This is a genomic window from Candidatus Similichlamydia laticola, assembly GCF_003339615.1.
In the GTDB taxonomy this organism is placed as follows: Bacteria; Chlamydiota; Chlamydiia; order Chlamydiales; family Parilichlamydiaceae; genus Similichlamydia; species Similichlamydia laticola.
On sequence record NZ_QQBG01000024.1, the window covers coordinates 1 to 16,184 of the forward strand.

Sequence of the window (16,184 nt, forward strand, 5' to 3'; positions counted from 1 at the left end):
TGACAAAAGAGGAGCTCCTCCATGCAATTTTGGAGACACCACCCTATACAGGTGCTGTTGTTGTTGTCGATCCGAATCAGGAGCGCTTAGCTGTTACAGAAGCCAATAAGTTAGGGATTCCAGTCTTTGCCTTAGCAGATACAAACTGCAATCCGGATCTGATTCAATGGATCATCCCATGTAACGATGATGCACTGAAGAGCGTACGTATCGTCGTCAAGCGGCTCGCTGAAGCGATTATTGAGAAAAAGAAAGAGATGCACCAGAGCCCACACAAGGCTCCTCAGGATGAGTCGAATGAAGCTGAAGAAGACAAAGACAGAAAAACAGCAGAGCATGAGGCTGTAGCAGAATGAGTGTGGATTTTTCTTTGGTCAAAGAACTACGAGAGAAGACAGGCGTCGGCCTAGTAAAATGCAAAGAAGCTCTTTTGGAAGCAAAGGGAGACTTAGAAGAGGCGATTGTTGTCCTAAGAAAAGCTGGAGCCCTTTCTGCAGCAAAGCGCAGTGACCGGATCACGGGTGAAGGTTACATCGGCTTGGCAGAAAACGAATCGGGTTTGGCCCTCGTGGAGCTTAACTGTGAGACAGATTTCGTCGCCAAAACGGCAACATTTACAGAATTCGCCAACCGTCTTGCACAAGTCACCCTTGAAGGGCGCGTCTCTTCTGTAGAGGAACTGTCCCAGCTTTCTTTTCCGGAGTCTTCTGCTATCTCGATCGAAGGAGAGAGATCATCTTTGGTTCAAAAAACAGGTGAAAATATTCAGATACGACGTGTTCTCTTCTTTCCCAAAAAGGCAGGACACAGCTATGGAGTATATCCCCACCTTGGGAATCGGGCCGTTGGGGTGGTCGCGCTTCTTTGCTCTGGGCAAGAACGCCTGGCTAAAGAGTTAGCAGTGCATGTTGTTGCTTTTGCCCCTAAGTTTCTTTCTGAAAAAGATGTCCCTCAGGACATCTTACGTCAGGAACGCGACATTGGCCTTTGCCAGGCGAAAGAGAAACCACAAGCTATTGCAGAAAAAATTGCCGAAGGGAAGGTCCGTGACTTTCTAGCACAAGTCTGCTTCCTTCATCAGCGATCGATGAGTGAACCGAAACTTTCCGTTTCTGAGTGGATAAAGAGAGAGGAGAAACAGACCAATGCTTCCATATCTGTTGCTTCCTTCTTTTGTTGGAGACTGCTGGGTGAATAGGTTGTGCTCAAATGGGGGGGATTTGAGTGGTTAGGCCTGTCGTCATTAAAATTTCCGGTGAGTTCCTCAAAGGGTCAATGGAAAATGGCATTGATCCGACAATTTGTAAAGAAGTAGCTCAATTGATTGCTCAAGTAGTCGACTCGGGCTATTCCGTCTTCGTTGTTCTAGGTGGGGGCAATTTGTGGAGAGGCTCCCAGTCTGTAAACGGCTTCCCGAGATACGCTCGAGATCAGATTGGAATGGTAGCAACTTGCATGAATTGTCTGGCTCTTCAACAGAGCTTTCGCTTAATCGGTATTAATGCCGAGGTTTTAAGTGCAATTGGTTCCTGTCTCTCCTTTATTCCCTATAGCCCCCAAACGGCTCTTGATTTCTTTAACAAGAAGGCCGTAGTTTTATTAGCCGGTGGAACAGGTCGGGCTTTTTGCACGACAGACACGGCCGCTGCCTTTTCTGCATGTGAAATCGGAGCAGAAGTTCTTCTTAAAGCGACGCGTGTGGAAGGCATTTACAATCAAGACCCGTCTCTCCATACTGATGCGAGACTATTAAGACATATTTCTTTCCAAGAAGCTATCGCCAAGGAATATGGTGTTATGGACTTAACAGCCTTTACTCTTTGTATGCAGGAAAACATTCCAATTAAGGTCTTCTCTCTTCTTGAACCGAAAGCCTGCATTAGAGCCTTGCGAGACCCTGACTTTGGAACATATATTTCGAATGATAAGAAAGGTTCTCATCATGGTTCATAGCGAGCTGCAGCCCATAGAAAAGAAGATGGAACAAGTGATCTCTTTCTTCAAGAAAGAGATGTTGGCCATTCGAACAGGTCGTGTACATGGCAATCTGCTTGACCACATGGTTGTAGAAACACCTTACGGGTCGTCTATGCGGATACGTGAGCTGGCTTCTTGCACAATTCTGGATCATCGTAAGCTTTGTGTCACACCATTCGACCCGAGTGTTGCCAGTGCTATTGCTCAGGCTATTGAAAAGGCAGAAATGGGTCTCCACTCCTCCCTGGAAGGACATCTTGTTTATGTAACAGCTCCCACCTTGGATGAAGGCGTACGAAAGGAAACGATTAAACAATGTAAGAAAAAAGCAGAAAATGCACGCCTGTCTATTCGTGGATTAAGGAAAGAAGCCAATCAAAGTCTTCGTTCGGCTGAACTACCTGAAGATCGTGTCCATCGTTTGGAGAAGGAAGTACAAAAATTAACAGATAAGTTTTGTGGAGAGGTTGATCGACTCCTTCAAGAAAAGGAAAGCGAGTTGTCTGTTGTCTGATCCCTAATTGTGACGTTTGTACGAAATGGTTTATTCGGTATAGACTGGCTGGGAAGAGCGTATGGCCCTATCGTCTAGAGGACTAGGACACCGGGTTCTCAGTCCGGTAACAGGGGTTCGAATCCCCTTAGGGTCAACTGAGAGCATCTCGGTAAACGTGAGCGGATCCTTAGCTCAGTTGGTAGAGCATCTCACTTTTAATGAGAGGGTCGATGGTTCGAGCCCATCAGGATCCATACGATGTTTTCAGAAAGTTTTTTGACGTATGTGGCCTCATCGTCTAGTGGACCAGGACTCCGGGTTTTCAGTCCGGCAACAGGGGTTCGAATCCCCTTGAGGTCAAGCGTAGTAAAGAGAAACTTGGGGATCCTTAGCTCAGTTGGTTAGAGCGCCTCACTCTTAATGAGGATGTCGATGGTTCGAGTCCATCAGGGTCTAATATGTTGAGCAGATCGATAACAGGGGCAGTTTGAGAATGGCCGAGAAACATTTAGAATGTTCGGGTTGTGTCCGGAGCCCTTCTGTCCTCCTAGTTGAGATCGGACTGGGCTTTCTTTCCAAAACTCTGCTTTGTTGTCATTGTCCCCGACTTGCTAAGACATGGAGTCTGAGGCGAGTGGCTGGATCCAGCCAGCAGGCTGCTATTCGTTGTGCGACATGTGGGACTTTCGTCGATGCTGTCAAGCAGGGAGCCCCTCTTGGCTGTTCTGGGTGTTACTCCGTTTTCTCAGATTTTTTGGTTGCAAGTGATCTTCTTGATGGGAAACATATGCATGTCGGAAGAGCTCCAGGAAACGAGGTGATGCCCCATTCTCTTTGTCACCAGTTGTCCGTTCTCAATGAGAAGCTCAAGGCAGTTTTGGATGTAGAGGACTACGAGGAAGCTGCTAGAATTCGTGATCAGATTCGAGGGATTTTAGGAATTGAAGGACAAGCATGTTAGATGCGAGCTCTCTTTGTCTTCCTACCCCTCTTTGGAAGATGAACGATCAAAGATTTTGGCTGGCTTCGGTGCTCAGTCTACGAAGAAATATCCATCCTTTTCTCTTTCCTAGTAAACTGCCTCTAGCTGAAAAAGTGCAGGTCATGCATTTGATTGAGCGTTCTTTAAGGGATGATAAGACGCTCGGTGGATTGCGCTGTTTAGAGGCCAATCGAGCCCGTCCTTGGGAAAAAGACTTTCTAATCGAAAATTTCCTCCTTACCGAAAGCATCCACCAAGCTCATTGGGGAGAAGCTTTCCTTTTTGATCCTGATCTATCTGTCCTTCTTCTGGTCAATCTATACGACCACTTCCTTCTCAAGGTTGCCCATACGGGTCACAGCCTACAAGAAGGTTTGTCTCGCCTTTTAGCCTTAGAAAGTCAGATGGGAAAGACCCTTGTTTTTTCCTTTTCAAACGAGTTTGGTTTTATGTCATCTGACCCTCGAGTCTGCGGGACGGGTCTTCTAGCTCAAGCTTTTCTGATTCTTCCTGGTATTGTGTTGAGTCAACAGCTAGGGCAAATTTTAAAAGCGAAACCGTTTAAAGGAATGACCTGTCGCATGCTCGTAGGTGGCATCATTGTCCTAGAAAACAGATGCGCCTTAGGAGTATCTGAAGAACAAATCCTAGCTCAACTAGAGGCAGCAGTCAACCACCTGATCGTTATGGAAATGAGCACACATAAGACAGCAGCAGCTGAAGGCAATCTGAACCTTTGTGACAAGATTGCCCGAACTTTGGGTCTTGTGCAACACGCCCTTCATCTGACAACTCAAGAGGCTTTAGAGGCCATCGGCATTTTCAAATTGGGGTTGAACATGGGATGGATAGAAGGCATCTCCCAAAGAGAGCTGAACGCACTGATTTTTTCAGTACGCAAAGCTCACATGTTGGCTAGTCATAAAACAAATCAAACGCTAGAACAGGGTAGGGCTTTGCTTTTGAGGAACGCAGTTAAAGATCTCTCCCTCCGTTTTTGATTCTTGCCTGAATAGCTCATTTGGCAGAGCAGTGCATTCGTAACGCACAGGTGGAGGGTTCGAATCCCTCTTCAGGCATTTGAGTATGACATACGTCCTTCAAGCTCCATTTTCCACAGCTCGTGTGAAGCTGGCCCGTTTCTTCTGTACTCCCTTGCCTCTTAAGTCGGAGAGTGTAAATGTCCAAAGTTGCGGCAGTTATCCTAAGCGGTGGAGAAGGTGTTCGCCTACGCCCGCTGACGGAACATCGTTGTAAGCCAGCTCTTCCCCTCATGGGACGCTACACCTTGATCGATGTGGCGATCAGTAACGCCCTCCTCGCCGGAATTGAGCAGCTTTTCATCATAACTCAGTATTTGTCCCATTCTCTTTATCAATGTGTTTCCCGTCACTATCCCCAAGAAATTCATCATATTAAGTTTATCAAAGGAGAAAAAGAGAGATCCTTCTTTCTCGGCACTGCTGAAGCTGTACGCAAGAGCCGTATCTATCTTGAAGAGTTAGAGGTTGAATACCTTTTGATATTATCGAGTGATCAGATTTACAGTTTGAATTTTTTGGATGTGATTCAGTTCGCCGAAGAAAGAGAAGCTGACCTCGTGATCTGCACGATTCCTGTATCTGAACAAGATGCGAAGAGGATGGGTGTGATGCAGCTCTCTCCTGAATGGATCATCACTCACTTCACGGAAAAGCCAAACCATCCTGACCTCTTAAATGCTTTCAGGCAACCCGATGCTGAGAAGCCCTTCCATGCTAACATGGGCATCTACCTTTTCAAGAAGCAGTTTCTCTTTGATCTTTTAGAAGAAGACCTTCGAATAGATTTTGGCATGCACATTCTTCCCTCTGCTATTCAGAGCCGAACGGTTTGGGCTTACCCCTTTAATGGTTTTTGGAAAGATGTGGGAACCCCATTGGACTACTTTGAATATCACCTTTCTATAGCGGCTGGAACAGGATATCGTCCAAAACTCCTCAGTCAAACAAAAGCACACATTGCTCCTACCATGCTGGGAAAGGTGACTCTCAATAAAGCCTTAATCTGCGATGGTTGTTGGATTGAAGACTCTTCAATCAACCTCTCCCTGATTGGACCTCATTGTCGTATTGGAAAGGGTTGCCAGCTTGACGAAGTCTTCCTAATGGGAGGTTCAGAGCGTGCTAGGGGTACTCGTATCGGTACATATTCCTCTCTGCGTCATGTTTTAGTCGACCAAGACACAACAATTGGCAATCACGTTCGGCTGGAAAACTTAGACCAGATCCAACACTTAAATCACGATTTATTTGAAGTCAGGAATGGTATAATCATTTTGCCGCAACAAGCTAACATTCCGGATCATTTTGTTTTCTAGAAATCTTTGGGCTCTTTCAGACCTACATTTGGCCCTTGCCTGTCCAGAGAAGGACATGTCTCTCTTTGGTCCGGATTGGTCAGACTATCAGGAGAGGATTGCTTTCCATTGGAAAAGATGCATCTCCGCAAAGGATACTGTCCTTTTGGGGGGAGATCTTTCTTGGGCGATGAAGTGGGAAGATGCCTTAAAGGATCTACATTGGATTGATGCTTTGCCTGGAGAAAAGATTATTCTGAAAGGCAACCATGATCCTTGGTGGTCTTCTCGGAAGAAAATGGAAGCTTTTTTGCCCCCTTCGATTCGAGCTTTTTTTACAGAACCGATCCAGCTGGGGAACCTGTGGATAGGAGGCACACGATTATGGGACCATCCCTCAACATTTTGTTCCGAATGGATTGAGTGGTCAGGACAAGGATCACCTGTCTCTAGTTGGACAGAACAAGATGAAAAGATCTTCCAAAGAGAAATGGAACGATTACGTCTCATCCTGAGACAGATGCCTCACGAAGCATATAAGATTATTGTGACACACTACCCTCCTCTCCACCCCTCTCTCTTTCCCTCTAATCCTTGCTCTCAATTATTCGAAGAGTATGGAGTGAGCAAGGTGATCTTCGGCCATCTTCACAATTTGAAGAGAGAAGGCTGCATCCCCTTCGGAACTAAAAATGGTATCGACTACATCTTTACAGCCGCAGACTACCTTCAGTTTGAACCTCAGCACATTTTGTCTTTTTAATATTCCTTCTGAACTTCTTGAAAGACAACCGGATCAATAGGACAAGGAGCAATTCTCCAAATCGACTGAGCGTACTTTTTGATCGAAATATCTGCCGAGAAGGATCCCATAGCCGCAATCTGTTTTAAAGCAAATCTAGCCCATTCTCTTGGCTTACGAAATAATTCCTCCACTTTCTTTTGAGTCTGGTAGTAAGACTCAAAGTCAGCCAAGACGAGATAACGATCTGGATCAGATCCCTCCAAAAGACTAGCATAAATCTCACGAAAGGCAATCGTTTCAGCCTGGTTAGAAGCGAAGGTTCCATCGATCAAAGTACTCAAAATATTGCCCAGCTGAGGGGAATCAACTAAAAGGTTTCTCGGAGAATAGACACCACTTGAACGTAGCCGCTTTACTTCTTCTGAAGTTTGACCAAAACGGAACGGCCAAAACTCATCCCCTACGGCTACTCGCATCTCAATATTGGCACCATCTTCTGTGCCTATGGTCAAGGCTCCATTTAAGGCCAATTTCATGTTGCCTGTACCAGAGGCCTCCATTCCTGCTAGAGAGATCTGCTCTGAAAGGTCTGCTGCAGGAATAATCTTCTCAGCAAGCTTCACACCGTAATTAGGCAAGAAATGAATCGATAGAAAATCTTTTGCAGCTAAATCTGCATTGACCTTGCGTGATACAGCACAGATCAAATTGATAATGTTTTTGGCTAACTTGTAGGAAGAGGCGGCTTTTCCTGCAAAGATCGCTACCCTTTTCAGGCGATCTTTAACACCATTTCGAGTGACTTCTAAGTAGAGACCAATCAAATGCAAGAGATTGAGGAGTTGCCTCTTGTACTCATGAATACGTTTGACTTGTACATCAAAAAGAGCATGAGGATCAGCTTCCGGCAATAAATTTTGCTTATAAAGCTTCTTGATCTTGAGGAATTCATCCTGAAAAACAGGATCATCCGCATATTGTGTGAGCTTTTCCAGGTCTAGAGAGTTGTAAAGCCAACTTCCTCCGATCTTTTTACAGATCAAATCAGCTAAATGGGGATTGGCAAAGCGTAGCCAGCGACGTTGTGTGATGCCATTAGTGATGGAACAAAAGCGTTCCGGATAGAGATCGACAAAATCCTTAAATAGTTCCTTCTGAATCAGTTCTGAATGGAGTTTGGCTACTCCATTAACGCGATGGGAGCCAAAGATGGCCAAATGAGCCATTTTGACTTGACCATACTGAAACATAGAGAGGCGCTGAACTTTTTCCTCATCTTGGGGAAACTTTTCACGCACTTGTTTACAAAGCTCATGATTCAAGAGTTCAATAATACGGTACTGTCTAGGAAGAAGTTTGTGAATTAAAGTTTGGTCCCATTTTTCAAGAGCTTCACTGAGGAGCGTATGATTAGTATAACCCGTACAATGAACCACGATATCCAGAGCTTGATAAAAATCGATCCTTGCCTCCTCCTGAAGAAGACGAATCATCTCAGGAATCACAAGAGCAGCATGTGTGTCATTGATATGGACAGAAACCATATCGGCAAAGCGTGACCAATCTTCTCCACAAGTGTTTTTGAAACGTGAAAAGATATCTTGGAGAGAAGCAGAGACAAGCAAAAACTCCTGCTTAATACGAAAGAGTTTACCAAACATATGTTGGTCATTTGGATAAAGCACATCGGTCAACGCTGTATTTTCGGAAGCGTGTTCAAGGGATCCTGCATTGAACTGTTGAATACGAAAGTTGCTCGGACTCTCCTTTGTTGACCAGAGACGAATCGTATTGACATTGTGCAGTTTTGACTCCGAATAGCCCAAAATAGGAAAGTCGTACGGGAGGGCCCGAATCTCTTCGTAATCTACAAACTCATTCGTCTGGTTCCAAAACCCACCAAAAACCACTTTTTGAGCTCGAAGATCTCGCCTAAACTCCCAAGGATTCTCGTGAAGAAGCCAACAATCGGGCCTCTCCACTTGGATCCCATTTTCGATAGCTTGCTCAAACAAACCATACTGATAACGAAGCCCATACCCCATGGCAGGATACATTTGCGTCGAGAGAGACTCAAGAAAACAAGAAGCTAGACGCCCTAATCCCCCATTGCCAAGAGCGGGGTCAGGTTCATAGTCGAGAAGATTTTTAGGCTCCAAGCCGAGATGTTGCAATGTTTTTTCACACAACCCCTGACCATGTAAGTTGACCACGTTGGAAACCCCAATCCTCCCAGGGAGATATTCCATAGAAAAATAATAGTTGACTCGGACTCTTGCCTTCTTGTAGCTCTTCCAGGTTGCTAGCCAATGAACGAGAAGGAGCTCTCTGAAAGCGTAACAAAAGGCACGGTACAGGTCAAAGTCTGAAGCATCACCCACCGTCTTTCCGATTTGAAAGAGCAAATAGTCTCGCATCCTCTTGGCGAGTCTGATAGGTATTTCTTCATCCGACATGAAAAGCCCCAAGCCGTCTCCTTACACTACAAGGGTTATCTAGTCGTTTAGAGAATATAAATTCCAACAGAAAAGGGAGGTCATCCAAAATGAAGGTACCATTTCGTTCCTCTTTTGGACCTTTAAAAACATTGATCCAGTCTCAAGGGGAACCTCTTGAGCTGTTTTGGTATGAAACCTTGAAAAAACCTTTCTGGACACCACCTGAATCCGTTTTTTCTCCTGTCTGGACAGTTCTGTACTGCATGATTGGCCTGGCAGGCTTTCGCATTTTCTTCTTTCTGCCACGCTCTAAGAAGCGATATCACATTCAAAAAGTCTTTTTAATTCAGTTGGTAGCCAACCTCATCTGGTCTACGCTTTTCTTTGGATTCAACCAGATTGCCCTTTCCCTATTCGATATGGTGATCCTTTGGGTCGCAAACGCCTATACCATCAAGCTGCTATGGAAAGTCGATCGTCTGACGGCCTACCTTCTCCTTCCCTACCAAGTTTGGATCTCCTTTGCGATGACCATCTTGGCTGGCATTTTTTGGCTTAATTAAAGGGGGGATCAGGAGAAAGCTCTTCTCCATCCTCAACTAGACGCATTTCTATTTTTTGATAGAAGCGCAATAAATCTCTGTAACGTGCAGCCTCTTCATATTGTTTTTGTTTAGAGGCTTTCTTCATGGCTCTCTCATAAGCCTTAATCAGCTTACGCGCCTCTGCTAAGTCAGTTACTCTCTCCTTTTTTGCCTCTAAATCTTCTGGAGGAAGAAACCGGAAAAGGCTTCCAAGCTTCCCCTCTTGACGAGAGGTTGTCTTGGGAGAGATCCCATGCTTATTATTGTACTCCATTTGAAGTGTGCGCCTTCGAGAAGTTTCTGCTAACGTTCTCTGAATTGAAGGTGTCATCTCATTCGCATACATGATGACTCGTCCATCTACATTACGAGCGGCCCTCCCTGAAATCTGGACCAGAGAAGTCGAACTACGTAAAAAGCCTTCTCGATCAGCATCAAGAACAGCAACCAGGCCAACTTCTGGTAAATCTAACCCCTCCCTCAACAGATTGACACCCACTAAGACATCACAACCTCCTTTCCTTAATTTGGAAAGGAGATGAACCCGGTCCAACGTTCCAATATCAGCATGCATGTATTCCGACTTGATCCCAATCGAACGAAAGAAGGCCGCTAATTCTTCAGACAATTTTTTGGTGAGAGTGGTGACAAGAACACGTCGTCCCAAACGCACTTCTTTTTTGACTTCAGCAATCACATCATCGACCTGGTGAACAGCGGGCCTCACCTCGACGACTGGATCGATCAGACCTGTTGGCCGAATAATTTGCTCCACCATTTCTCCACCTGTCTCTTGTAGCTCCCATTCACCCGGCGTGGCAGAGACGTAAATCACTTGATTAATCTTTTGATAAAACTCCTCAAAACGAAGAGGACGGTTATCAAAAGCCGAGGGCAGCCGAAACCCATACGAAACAAGGGTCTCCTTTCTAGAACGATCACCATGATACATCGCCCTAACTTGAGGAATCGTCTGATGAGATTCATCAACAACCAAAAGAAAGTCCGAGGGGAAATAATCAACAAGACAAGAAGGAGGATCTCCAGGGGCTCTTCCATCAAAATGACGGCTATAATTCTCAACGCCTTTGCAATAGCCTAACTGTAGAATCATCTCGATATCACAGCATGTCCTTTGACGTAACCTTTCCCCATGCAAAGGAAACCCACGATCCAAAAAATCTCTCTCAGCTCTTTCTAACTCTCCTCTGATGGAATGGACGGCACTCTCTCGGACGTTTAGGGAACTCACATAGTGAGAAGCAGGGTAAAGAGTGATCGTAGACAAAGATTCTTGCAAAGCTCCCGTTACCGGATCTATGAGGAAGAGGGATTCAATTTCATTCCCAAACAGTCGAATCCGAATCGCCTTGTCTTGTTCATAGGCAGGAACGATGTCTATTGTATCGCCTTTCACACGAAAACTACCTCGTCCTAAACCCTCCTTTCTCTCATATTGCATCTGAACAAACCAATTTAAGATCTGTTCGCGTTCCACTGCATCACCGACACACAACTTCCGACGCATGTCCACGAAGTGCTGAGGAACCCCCAATCCGTAAATACACGAGACAGAAGCTACAACAATAACATCACGCCTTTCTAAAAGAGACTTCGTCGTCCTTAATCTTAACTGGTCGACCTGATCATTAATAGAAAGGCTTTTCTCAATATAGGTATCGTTTCGAGCAACGTACGCCTCGGGCTGATAATAGTCATAATAAGAAACAAAATATTCAACAGCGTTACGTGGAAAAAAATAACAAAACTCATCGTACAACTGAGCTGCAAGAGTCTTGTTATGGACTAAGACTAGAGTTGGCTTTTGAACGTTTTGAATCACGTTTGCAATCGTAAAGGTCTTACCAGATCCAGTCACACCTAAAAGCACCTGAGATCGCCTGCCTTTCTCTATGCCCTGAGCTAAAGCAGAAATGGCTTTGGGCTGATCACCAGAAGGAACAAAATCTGATACGAGTTCAAACGGTTTCATCCTTCATCCATGCGTGACTTGAAAGACGAAAGACCCATATAGGAACGCATCTTTTGGACGATCTGTTCCGACCGGGCGCGCATCTTTTCCGTCCCCTCCTTTAAGATCGAATACAGCATAGGAGTGTCCTTCCTATAGGCATGGTATTTTTCCCGGATAGGAGAGAGAAAGCAGTTTATGCAACAAGCCAAACTCTTTTTCACTTCTACATCCCCAATTCGCCCTTCTCTATATCTAACTTTGAACTCTTCGACCTCTTCCTGATTTGCATTGAATAAGTCGTGGTAAATGAAAACAGGATTGCCCTCTACACGACCAGGAGTATCAGACCGTATCCTGTTGGGGTCGGTATACATACTAAAGACTTTTCTGCGAATTGTCTCCTCATCGTCCGAGAGAAAGATGGCATTGCCAGCCGACTTACTCATCTTACCCTTTCCGTCCGTCCCTATAAGAGCCGTATTACGGCTTAAATGCTCTTGAGGTAGAGGAAAAAGAAACCCGTACAACTGATTAAATCGTCGTGCAATATCTCGAGCAATCTCTACATGGGCCACGTTGTCCTTTCCTACAGGAACAAGAGTCGCCTGACTCATCAAGATATCTGCTGCCTGCAAAACAGGATAACTCAAAAGACCGACTGAAATCTTTTCGTCCTCTAGCCTTGCATTTGCGGCCATTTCCTTAATCGAAGGCAACCCCATAACACGATGAGCAGAAGTGAGAAGTTGAAAGACAAAGTTTATTTCAAAAATGGCAGAGCACCCAGATTGCAAGTAGATCACAGATCGATTAGGATCAATCCCACAAGCTAGATAACCAGCGACCAAATCGAGAATATGATCTGAGGAAGCCATTAAACTGTCCCGAGTAAAAGCCGTTGTTCTAGCATGTAAGTCGGCAACGATGAAAAAACAATCAGCCGTTTCTTGTAAGGCAACTCTTTCCCGAATAGAACCAACATAATGACCCAAATGCAACGGCCCAGTTGGACGATCTCCGGTCAAAACAGTAGGTCGTGCTTGTTGAGACATAACAGCCAAAGGATGAAATTATTCTGAGTCCAGTATTGAGTTGTGTGAATAAAAAAGTAAACGAACGGGTTACTTCTTCCGCAAAATAAGACTCTGTAAAGCGGAGAGGACACGTGTCATGGGTAAAGGAGCGTCTCCCAAGAGGACAACCAATTCGGCATCTCGTCCAGGAAGAATGACACGGCGATCAGAAGGATCTTGCAAATTCTTGGAACGCACGTAGCCCCAGAAGCTTTTCAACAGTTCCTGGGAAGAGAAAATAGGTTCAGGGCCAAGCAAAGCAGCCAGCCTCGGCTCCAAAGCAAGGGGCTCCTTCTTGGTTGCCTTTGATGTCCGTGTCGACTTTTGTTTGGTTTTTTTGGAGGAGGTCTTTTTCCCCTTCCGGCTCGTTTTTTCCTTCTGAACAACAGCAGTCTGAGGACGATCAGCAAACTTAGATAGGATAAGCTCCATACTCTTCCCAATTACATCACATTGGGGATAAAGATTACATCCGTAGAAAGAAGAGCCAAAGCGCGACCGTTTTTGAACGAGCTGACCTGAACAACCACAAGCTGGACAAGCCACAGAATCCATGTTTTCAGCTCCTTCTATCTTCTCTTCAATCCTGACAGAACCTCTACAATTGGGAAAATCACTACAGCCTAAAAAGAGGCCAAAGCGGCCCTCTCTTAAAATCATAGCTTGACTGCAGAGAGGACAAGTTTGATTCCAATCAAAATTGGGATCAAACCGAGATCGATCCAGATCAACCAAGCCCAAAGCCGAAGTGTAGTTACAATCTGGATAACGTGAACAGCCAATGAAAAAACGATTCTTCGACCAAATTTTTTGCAGCTCCCCATCCTTGCATTCTGGACAAGATCGATTGAGACTACTCTTAGGAATAATAAACTCTTTCTCTGCCTTCTGTAAAACAGGATGGAAACCTGACCAAAACTCTCTCAAGAGGCTTTTCCACTCTTTCTTGCATTCCGATATCTCTTCCAAAGCATCTTCCATACGCACAGTGAAAGCGGCATCCATAATCATAGGAAAATTGACCTCTAGAACATTTACAACAACACGGCCTAAATCGGTTGGTTTCAACCTTCCTTTTTCCTTATGGGTGTAGGCTTTGCTTTGAATTTTGTTCATGATAGCGGCGTAAGTAGAAGGGCGTCCAAGTCCCGACTTTTCCAATTCTTTGATAAGAGAAGCCTCTGTAAATCTAGGTTTTGGCTTTGTAGCAAAAGGATCTTGCTGAAACTGTCCACTCAAGGACTGCCCGACCTGAAGCTTGGGTAACGTCACCTCTTTTTCATGCTCTTCGTCATCTTTTTTCTCTTCATAAAGAGTCAAAAACCCGAGAAAAATACACCTTGATCCCACAGCACGAAAAGAAGAACAAGACGAAACAATCTCGATTTGTAAAACCTCATACAAGGCAGAAGACATTTGAGAGGCTACAAAACGCTTCCAAATCAACTCATACAACTTAAATTGTTCAAGAGAGAGATAAGGGCGTAAAAAATCGGGAGACCAATCGATTCGAGTTGGTCGAATACACTCGTGAGAGTCTTGCGCACTTTTTTTAGAAGAGTAGGCACGAGGCGTAGAAGGAATAAACTCTTTTCCAAAACGCTCCAAGACATAGCGACGCACAGCTGCGATTGATTCGGGAGCGGCTCGTACGGAGTCTGTACGCATATAAGTAATCAGTCCCTCAAACCCGTGCGTCCCTACCTCAACACCTTCGTAAAGAGATTGAGCGACAGACATTGTTCTTGCAGAAGAAAAAGAGAAGTAGCGACTTGCCTCCTGCTGCAGAGAAGAAGTGATAAAAGGGGGAACGGGGTGACGCAGCCTCTCTTTCTTCTCTATGGAGGAAAGAATAAATGTTTCTTCTTTCAATTGGTCTAAAACGTCTTGTGCCTCTTTCTCCTTTCGGAGAAGGCGACCTCCCTTCACCTTTTCTGACGGAGAACGCAAGATACGGACTCCGGAAAACGTATGGAGATCTGCCCAAAAACTCTTCCCTTCTTGATCAGAAAAGAGCCCCTTTACCTGCCAATATTCCTCTGGAACAAACGTCTCAATCTCTTTTTCCCGATCTACCACAAACTTGAGTGCTACAGACTGGACACGACCTGCGGAAAGAGCCCCAGAATGTTCAGAAACACGTCCCCTTTGAAGTCGACGAAAAAGAAAAGGGGAAATCATATAACCAACGAGGCGATCCAAGATCCTCCTGGCGTGTTGTGCATGAACAAGATGGAGATCAATCTCTCTTGGAGATTGCATCGCTTCCTGAACCTCTTGAGCCGTAATGGAACGAAAAGTCACCCTCAGAGTTTTAACCTGCTTAGGTAGAATCTCCCTTAAATGCCATGCTATCGCTTCTCCCTCTCGGTCAGGATCCGGACAAAGGTAGACGACAGAGGCTGACTTAGCTTCTTGCTGTAAAGATTTGACTGTCGCTTTTTTCTCTTCCAAGATGAGGAATTGGGGTGAGAAATCATCCTCTAGATCAATTCCAAGAGATTTAGCTGGGAGATCCCTAATATGTCCCATGGAAGAGGCGAAACGGTAACTCTTCCCCAAGATTTTTTTAAGCGTTTTGATCTTGGTAGGTGATTCGACAATGATAAGGCCGGCGTCCATAGGTCATCCTATTGCGGTAGAGGTAACAGATTTCGGGGGAATAGCACGACATGAACTCAGTCTTAACACGTCACTTATCTCGTTGCTTCTTGAATCAAATGTAAACGTTCCGAGAAATAGGTTCGCAAAGAAACCGAGCCCTGAGCAAGCGTACTAAAGCAATATTCAAACATCACGTGAACCTTATTAAGGGGATGCTCTTCGTCTAAAAATTTGGTGACGTCCTCATAAGAACAAGCTCGCGCCACATCTTCTATCGCTTTTCTTTCAGCTTTTAGATCCTTCATCTCTCTGGCAAAAGCGACTTGGCGAAGATACTGAATTGGAACCAACACTTCGTCCAAGGACAAGTCAACCATACTGAAATCGCGCTGCTCCCCTCTCTGTAGAAGCGACTCTCTATGATATGTCTTGAGGAAGAGATCCCCTGAGATAAAGGCCTCCCTCCATTCACCTTTCAAAGCCAAGCGTGTAATCTCTTGAAAATCCCTAAGAGCAGGAAATTTTTCTAAAGAGAAGGGTTCAATGGCCTCTACCGGAGCTGCAGCTGCAATCTTTCTCTGTAAATACGCCCCTCGGACCAAAGGAGAATCAAAACCCCATTCAGGGACACTTCTCTCTGCAACACGGATAACAGAGTCTCTCTTCTTGACCTCAAGATCCCACAAGTCAACAGCACGACGAGCCTGAAAATGAGCATCAACCCTGGCGTTAACCTGGCGTTCATTAAGAAAGCCAATAGTTAGAGCAAGACAGAAGAGTCCACAAAACCCAACAACAGAAAGCGCAATCTTTCCACGATACGATCTCCAAAACATCTGTTCGTCTTGGGCAAGATCGAAAAGGGGCTCAACTCGTTCATGCTCTACATCCATGGAAGTACCTCCGTCAAGTCAATCCAGAGCCTAACAAAAAGATTTAGACAAACCAAGTACACAAAATAGGCGGACTCTT

General features: G+C 45.1%; 14 protein-coding genes and 5 tRNA genes. 14 read left to right on the plus strand and 5 right to left on the minus strand.

Features of this window, described 5'->3' with window-relative positions:
• The 13 genes from rpsB to HAT2_RS03890 form a co-directional block, all read left to right on the plus strand.
• On the plus strand, nt 1-356 hold a 356-nt coding region (gene rpsB, locus HAT2_RS03095), incomplete at its 5' end, for a 30S ribosomal protein S2 (RefSeq protein WP_114544553.1).
• On the plus strand, nt 353-1,198 hold the full coding sequence (gene tsf / locus HAT2_RS03100; protein ID WP_114544554.1) for a translation elongation factor Ts: 846 nt from the start codon (nt 353-355) through the stop codon (nt 1,196-1,198). The genes rpsB and tsf, both read left to right, overlap by 4 nt.
• A gap of 26 nt (nt 1,199-1,224) precedes the next feature.
• A complete protein-coding gene (locus tag HAT2_RS03105; RefSeq protein ID WP_114544555.1) occupies nt 1,225-1,953 on the plus strand; it encodes a uridine monophosphate kinase in 729 nt (242 codons plus the stop codon).
• A complete protein-coding gene (locus HAT2_RS03110; RefSeq protein ID WP_181860348.1) occupies nt 1,943-2,491 on the plus strand; it encodes a ribosome-recycling factor in 549 nt (182 codons plus the stop codon). The genes HAT2_RS03105 and HAT2_RS03110 overlap by 11 nt, the downstream gene beginning before the upstream one ends.
• 63 nt (nt 2,492-2,554) lie before the next feature.
• A tRNA-Glu gene (locus tag HAT2_RS03115) sits at nt 2,555-2,627 on the plus strand.
• A gap of 27 nt (nt 2,628-2,654) precedes the next feature.
• A tRNA-Lys gene (locus tag HAT2_RS03120) sits at nt 2,655-2,727 on the plus strand.
• Nucleotides 2,728-2,760: 33 nt separating this feature from the next.
• Nucleotides 2,761-2,833 (plus strand) — tRNA-Glu (locus HAT2_RS03125).
• Nucleotides 2,834-2,855: 22 nt separating this feature from the next.
• Nucleotides 2,856-2,929 (plus strand) — tRNA-Lys (locus HAT2_RS03130).
• A 37-nt stretch (nt 2,930-2,966) separates the two neighbouring features.
• Complete coding sequence (locus tag HAT2_RS03135; RefSeq protein ID WP_114544557.1) at nt 2,967-3,434, plus strand: UvrB/UvrC motif-containing protein; 468 nt, start codon at nt 2,967-2,969, stop codon at nt 3,432-3,434.
• On the plus strand, nt 3,428-4,456 hold the full coding sequence (locus tag HAT2_RS03140; protein WP_114544558.1) for a hypothetical protein: 1,029 nt from the start codon (nt 3,428-3,430) through the stop codon (nt 4,454-4,456). The genes HAT2_RS03135 and HAT2_RS03140 overlap by 7 nt, the downstream gene beginning before the upstream one ends.
• A 5-nt stretch (nt 4,457-4,461) precedes the next feature.
• Nucleotides 4,462-4,534: transfer RNA gene (locus tag HAT2_RS03145), tRNA-Thr, on the plus strand.
• A 101-nt stretch (nt 4,535-4,635) separates the two neighbouring features.
• On the plus strand, nt 4,636-5,814 hold the full coding sequence (locus tag HAT2_RS03150; RefSeq protein ID WP_114544559.1) for a sugar phosphate nucleotidyltransferase: 1,179 nt from the start codon (nt 4,636-4,638) through the stop codon (nt 5,812-5,814).
• Complete coding sequence (locus HAT2_RS03890) at nt 5,804-6,556, plus strand: metallophosphoesterase (protein ID WP_220253884.1); 753 nt, start codon at nt 5,804-5,806, stop codon at nt 6,554-6,556. Before HAT2_RS03150 ends, HAT2_RS03890 begins: the two co-directional genes overlap by 11 nt.
• Here HAT2_RS03890 and glgP read toward each other — a convergent pair.
• Entirely contained in the window at nt 6,553-9,006 is a 2,454-nt protein-coding gene (gene glgP, locus HAT2_RS03160) for a glycogen/starch/alpha-glucan family phosphorylase (protein ID WP_245932350.1), read from the minus strand. The genes HAT2_RS03890 and glgP overlap by 4 nt on opposite strands.
• A gap of 77 nt (nt 9,007-9,083) precedes the next feature.
• Here glgP and HAT2_RS03165 point away from each other — a divergent pair, with 77 nt between their 5' ends.
• Nucleotides 9,084-9,539 (plus strand): TspO/MBR family protein, encoded by a 456-nt coding sequence (locus HAT2_RS03165; RefSeq protein WP_114544562.1) that lies wholly within the window; start codon nt 9,084-9,086, stop codon nt 9,537-9,539.
• Here the strand turns inward: HAT2_RS03165 and uvrB are convergent.
• From uvrB to HAT2_RS03185, 4 genes are all read right to left on the minus strand, one after another.
• Nucleotides 9,532-11,553, minus strand: a complete 2,022-nt coding sequence (gene uvrB, locus HAT2_RS03170) for an excinuclease ABC subunit UvrB (RefSeq protein WP_114544563.1) — start codon at nt 11,551-11,553, stop codon at nt 9,532-9,534. The genes HAT2_RS03165 and uvrB overlap by 8 nt on opposite strands.
• Nucleotides 11,550-12,587 (minus strand): tryptophan--tRNA ligase, encoded by a 1,038-nt coding sequence (gene trpS / locus HAT2_RS03175; protein WP_114544564.1) that lies wholly within the window; start codon nt 12,585-12,587, stop codon nt 11,550-11,552. Before trpS ends, uvrB begins: the two co-directional genes overlap by 4 nt.
• Before the next feature lie 69 nt (nt 12,588-12,656).
• Nucleotides 12,657-15,230 (minus strand): type I DNA topoisomerase, encoded by a 2,574-nt coding sequence (topA, locus tag HAT2_RS03180; protein ID WP_114544565.1) that lies wholly within the window; start codon nt 15,228-15,230, stop codon nt 12,657-12,659.
• 74 nt (nt 15,231-15,304) lie between these two features.
• The gene (locus HAT2_RS03185; RefSeq protein ID WP_114544566.1) at nt 15,305-16,105 is read right to left on the minus strand and encodes a hypothetical protein; all 801 of its coding nucleotides are present in this window, start codon (nt 16,103-16,105) and stop codon (nt 15,305-15,307) included.
• Nucleotides 16,106-16,184 lie beyond the last annotated feature (79 nt).

Excerpts from the sequence above, each read along its gene's own strand:
- uvrB (WP_114544563.1), bottom strand. The coding sequence starts at position 11,553 with ATGAAACCGTTTGAACTCGTATCAGATTTTGTTCCTTCTGGTGATCAG.
- HAT2_RS03140 (WP_114544558.1), top strand. The coding sequence starts at position 3,428 with ATGTTAGATGCGAGCTCTCTTTGTCTTCCTACCCCTCTTTGGAAGATG.
- HAT2_RS03165 (WP_114544562.1), top strand. The coding sequence starts at position 9,084 with ATGAAGGTACCATTTCGTTCCTCTTTTGGACCTTTAAAAACATTGATC.
- HAT2_RS03135 (WP_114544557.1), top strand. The coding sequence starts at position 2,967 with ATGGCCGAGAAACATTTAGAATGTTCGGGTTGTGTCCGGAGCCCTTCT.
- HAT2_RS03110 (WP_181860348.1), top strand. The coding sequence starts at position 1,943 with ATGGTTCATAGCGAGCTGCAGCCCATAGAAAAGAAGATGGAACAAGTG.
- HAT2_RS03150 (WP_114544559.1), top strand. The coding sequence starts at position 4,636 with ATGTCCAAAGTTGCGGCAGTTATCCTAAGCGGTGGAGAAGGTGTTCGC.
- trpS (WP_114544564.1), bottom strand. The coding sequence starts at position 12,587 with ATGTCTCAACAAGCACGACCTACTGTTTTGACCGGAGATCGTCCAACT.
- HAT2_RS03185 (WP_114544566.1), bottom strand. The coding sequence starts at position 16,105 with ATGGATGTAGAGCATGAACGAGTTGAGCCCCTTTTCGATCTTGCCCAA.
- topA (WP_114544565.1), bottom strand. The coding sequence starts at position 15,230 with ATGGACGCCGGCCTTATCATTGTCGAATCACCTACCAAGATCAAAACG.
- tsf (WP_114544554.1), top strand. The coding sequence starts at position 353 with ATGAGTGTGGATTTTTCTTTGGTCAAAGAACTACGAGAGAAGACAGGC.